General features: G+C 42.5%; 2 tRNA genes and 2 rRNA genes. All 4 read right to left on the bottom strand.

Features of this window, described 5'->3' with window-relative positions:
- Positions 1-115, bottom strand: a 23S ribosomal RNA gene (locus tag KP710_RS09370); the annotation flags it as partial.
- 308 nt (positions 116-423) lie between these two features.
- Positions 424-499 (bottom strand) — tRNA-Ala (locus KP710_RS09365).
- 45 nt (positions 500-544) lie between these two features.
- A tRNA-Ile gene (locus tag KP710_RS09360) sits at positions 545-621 on the bottom strand.
- A 79-nt stretch (positions 622-700) separates the two neighbouring features.
- Positions 701-791 (bottom strand): 16S ribosomal RNA (locus KP710_RS09355); the annotation flags it as partial.

The following is a 791-nucleotide window of genomic DNA, read 5'->3' as shown; positions in this document are numbered from 1 at the left end:
GGATATCTTGGATTAAACGCCTCTTATCGACTCATCCAAGCTTTTCGCAGATTAGCACGTCCTTCTTCGCCTCTGATTGCCAAGGCATCCACCTTGTACGCTTAGTCACTTAACTATACAACCTCAAATGTTTTCAATCACTTTAAGTTTTTACTTCAAAGTGCGGTCAATTTGATGCGTATTTTCATTCAACTAAACACTTGATTGCTTTTGTTCAATCAAGATTTATCACAAAACAGGTTTGCTTTCAGAGTTTCCTTCTCAGTTCCCTCTATTTCACTTTCCTGTTTTGCCTACTCAGACTTTCTCTCGAAAATCTCTTGTTTTCAGCTTGTTTCCAATTTTTTAAAGAACAGTTGATAAAACTTTTCAGTTATCATCGTTAAATAAACTAAATGAATAAATTTACTTAACGATGATAAGTGGTGGAGATAAGCGGGATCGAACCGCTGACCTCCTGCGTGCAAGGCAGGCGCTCTCCCAGCTGAGCTATATCCCCATTTCATCATAAATCATTACGCCTTTACATCACTCACTCTCAGAGTGGTGGGTCTGAGTGGACTTGAACCACCGACCTCACCCTTATCAGGGGTGCGCTCTAACCACCTGAGCTACAGACCCAAGGGTAATGTTTTCTTCTGCTCATTTGTCTACAACTATCAGTCAATCTGTGTGAGCACTCGCTGTCTCTCGTCTTTGGTAAGGAGGTGATCCAACCGCAGGTTCCCCTACGGTTACCTTGTTACGACTTCACCCCAGTCATGAATCATACCGTGGTAAACGCCCTCCAA

Source organism: Haemophilus sp. SZY H35 (assembly GCF_018829705.1).
GTDB classification, from domain to species: domain Bacteria; phylum Pseudomonadota; class Gammaproteobacteria; order Enterobacterales; family Pasteurellaceae; genus Haemophilus; species Haemophilus haemolyticus_K.
This window is presented reverse-complemented; position numbering and strand designations above follow the sequence as displayed.